Raw genomic sequence first — 3445 nt, forward strand, 5'->3', positions numbered from 1 at the left:
GTGTTATGCATAACTTAAGTTTAGAGACTCACCAGATTAATGCCAAATGCCTTAATAATTACTGAATCAATTAGCAGGCTTAGAAACAACCTTACTGTTTTACGCACTACATACAAGCATGACTTTGATATTGATGAAAATGAGTTTCAACAAAAAGTAGAAAAAATTGCAACTAACATCCAGCATCTTAAAGAGTCTTTAAAAATACAAGTTCACTTCATAAAAAGCCATTAAAAAACATGTATAATTAACTTAACTTAACTTAGAAAGGTTATTCCATGAAATCTAAAGGATTTACTTTAATAGAACTAATGATCGTTGTGGCCATTATTGGAATATTATCAATGATTGTATTACCTGCCTATCAGGACTATGTCGCTAGAGCAAAAGTATCAGAAGCACTATCTATCGCTGGTGCTTACAAATCTAGTATCGTTGAATTTACAGCAATCTATGGCGGTGATAAGTGCCCATCAAATCGCCAATCTAATCTGAATACATCTGGTGAAATTCTAGATACATCATTGCCATCGCCATTACAATTCGGAACAGCCAATATTCATGCTGTTATCTTTGGCAAAAGTCTACAAGGTTTGGGAACATGTGGTATATGGATTCAATTTAATGAAAGAAATGTGCCAGGTATGGCAAGACAGTTTATTCTCATAAGAGAAGCTCAAGCTGTACCAACAGCACCGGGTGAATCTGCTACAAAAAAAACAGGAAGCACAGAATGGGTCTGTGAAACAAGAATTCCTTCAAAATTTTTACCATCTGTATGTCGTGACAATAAAGTTAGTGTAAGCATAACGTATACTGGCCAATTGCCTCATGATCCAATGTATTAATTAATAGTGTCAACTTTATAATTCAGCATTTGTATCAGATTTCATCTGATACAAAAAAGCCCCATATTTTATGGGGCTTTTTCATTTAGGATTGATATTTTTCTACAACCCACATAAAGGATTGCACATCCACCATATCTTCTGGCGTTAAGCCGAGCTCTTTAAGATTTTTCAAAAGATAATTGGCAAACTTCAAAACGTGATGATAAGTCACGATATTCAATACTGTTTCATAATGAAGATTAAATTCACAGATTTTAGCGATGTTTTGCATCACTGTTGGCTTTAGGAAAATGTGTTTTTGTGGATGAAAGATGAATAAGAAATATGTCATTACCGTCCATTTACTTGCTTTCATCTCTGTTAAAACATAAGCAAACTCCATAAAATTCTTATCAAAATCATCTGCTTTACCATAAATGAGATCATACAAACTATAAGCAAAAAGCTTTTGAAAGCGTTTATCCTCCAAGCTTTCCACCAAAGCAATTTTTTCAAAGCGGTCAATCATGCTGAAAGTATCTTTATGCACGATGGATTTAATCACATGAGCAATTTCTGCATATGCTGCTTGCGCCAATAATTGCGTAAAAATTTCTTCGTTGAGTGATTCATGAGCAAAATCGGAAATACTTTGCTTATTATAAACTTCCTTCTCAAGAAAATTAGCATCTTGAAAACCATTCGGAAACTTCAACAAAAAGTTGTTGAGTAATATGGTTAATCCTAGAAATTTTGAGTTGGCTTTTAGTTTATCCAATACAGGGTGTTTTGCTTCTGCGCCTGTCACAATTAATGGCATAAAAAATTTTGTTGATAATATTTTCTCGCCAGCATTTTCAAAAAATATTCTGACTTTTTCATCTCTCTGATCTTCTAAAACAACGCCCAATCCCCAAGCTTCCTGCTTCGGATGTTTAACTTTATCGCCCTTCTTATAGTTCATACTAATCTCCTTGGCTTATTGTTATACTTTTATAATTAGATTACTTTGATATAAGTCCGAAAATATCATTAATTTTTTGATATTAATAGTTTTAATTAATAATTTACTAAAAAATATTTTGAATTATTTAAATGCATATAAGTCTATATCTATCTCTGCTTGAATTGAATGTATAAAATTTAATATATCTTTTTCAAAGTACACAGCAGGTGATTGAGTGCCCAAAATTTCAATACAGATACAAATAGTTGCCTTTAAATTATATTTTTCCTTTAGGAAAAGTATTTTGTCACTTTTATTCTGAAACGTTTCTAGTAAATAGTACAAATGCTCATTAATATCATATGAAGGAACAGGATCATACACACCAAACATCCAAGCACTAAATGTACAAGGTGTATTATCCATACGCAAAATTTTGCCTTTAACATACACTGAGCAAAATAAGAGATATTTGCAGACAAATATTCATTCTGTAATTGAACATAATCAGAACTAAAATCTGTCTGTAAAAACTTATCAATAATGGAAGGCATCATTTAAATAACCGCACCATAGAGTTAATTTTTCAAGCGAGTCCTGATATCTTCTTAGTTATTTCGCCTTTCCCAAATTCTATAATCTTGCCATAATTATTTTATTTTCTCTTGCAAATCAGTAATTTCTTGACATAAAAACTTTACTAAAATTGATAAAGAATAAATTACTAACATCACAATATTTGCACAAAATAAAAAAGCTCCTAGCCAATCCCATTTATAAATTATGAATTTAATAAGAGCAGCTCCCTTACTAGTATCAAATTGAAAGAACATTGAATTGTAATAACAACCTGCTAGTGCAGAAACAATAAAAATAATGAAATGAATACCTTTTAAATTAACCGCCTTTATACAATACCTATAAAAATAAAAAGCAAAAAAGGGAGAGAGAATCAAAAGACAAAATATAGTGGAGCTAAATTTTTCTTTCTGTTTAATCACATTGATATATGCATGATAGTTTCGTTGCACCAAGTTAAAATTTAAATAATTTTTAAACAATACACCCAATAAAATTGCTGTAGAAAACCACAACAAAAGAGCTATATAGAATCTATGATTATATGTATGAATTTTTCCATAACCTTGATTCGGCATTACAACCTTAGTATTTTTATACATTTATCCAACTCAATATAATGATTTCATACTCATTGGTTTAACGAGAAATAAACAACGGAACAGGCACTTCATTGAAGAACAGCTCTTTTGTCACACCGCCCAAGAACATTTCCGTAAAGCGTGAACGGCTATAAGCGCCCATAATGACTAAACTTGCATCTAACTCTTCCGCATGTTCAATGATAGTTTCGGCGATGGAAAGATCATGAGATTCAACATACTGAATATCTGCTTTGATACCTTTATTATTGAGATAATTGATAATGTCCTTACCTGATTTAGTATCCAAGTCAGGATTATCAATCACTAAAAATCTAACAACATCTGTTGTCATAATAATAGGCAAAGCATCCACAATCGCTTTACGTACAACATGGCTCGCATTCCAAGCGATCACAACATTTTTCTCGCCTGATTTAGCATGCCATCTTGCAGGGACGATCACGGTTGAAATACCAATTTTTAATAAAATCTGTTCTGCTGTTAAT

At 31.8% G+C, this 3445-nt stretch carries 5 protein-coding genes; 1 reads left to right on the forward strand and 4 read right to left on the reverse strand.

The genetic code is table 11. The annotated features are described in order from the left end of the window. Positions 1–278 precede the first annotated feature (278 nt). Entirely contained in the window at positions 279–848 is a 570-nt protein-coding gene (locus BZK16_RS13680; protein ID WP_077929447.1) for a pilin, read from the forward strand. Positions 849–933: 85 nt separating this feature from the next. Here BZK16_RS13680 and BZK16_RS13685 read toward each other — a convergent pair whose 3' ends face one another. From BZK16_RS13685 to BZK16_RS13700, 4 genes are all read right to left on the reverse strand, one after another. After that, complete coding sequence (locus BZK16_RS13685; RefSeq protein ID WP_077929444.1) at positions 934–1794, reverse strand: DUF3553 domain-containing protein; 861 nt, start codon at positions 1792–1794, stop codon at positions 934–936. Between the two features lie 123 nt (positions 1795–1917). Continuing rightward, entirely contained in the window at positions 1918–2229 is a 312-nt protein-coding gene (locus BZK16_RS13690) for a DUF4279 domain-containing protein (protein WP_269845032.1), read from the reverse strand. A gap of 197 nt (positions 2230–2426) precedes the next feature. Continuing rightward, positions 2427–2957 carry a hypothetical protein gene (locus BZK16_RS13695; RefSeq protein WP_077929446.1) on the reverse strand — a complete coding sequence of 177 codons (531 nt, stop codon included), beginning with the start codon at positions 2955–2957 and terminating at the stop codon, positions 2427–2429. Between the two features lie 37 nt (positions 2958–2994). Then, positions 2995–3445, reverse strand: a 451-nt coding sequence (locus BZK16_RS13700; protein ID WP_143691196.1) for a universal stress protein, incomplete at its 5' end; no start/stop codon positions are given.

The sequence above is a fragment of the Wohlfahrtiimonas populi genome (assembly GCF_002006795.1).
In the GTDB taxonomy this organism is placed as follows: domain Bacteria; phylum Pseudomonadota; class Gammaproteobacteria; order Cardiobacteriales; family Wohlfahrtiimonadaceae; genus Wohlfahrtiimonas; species Wohlfahrtiimonas populi.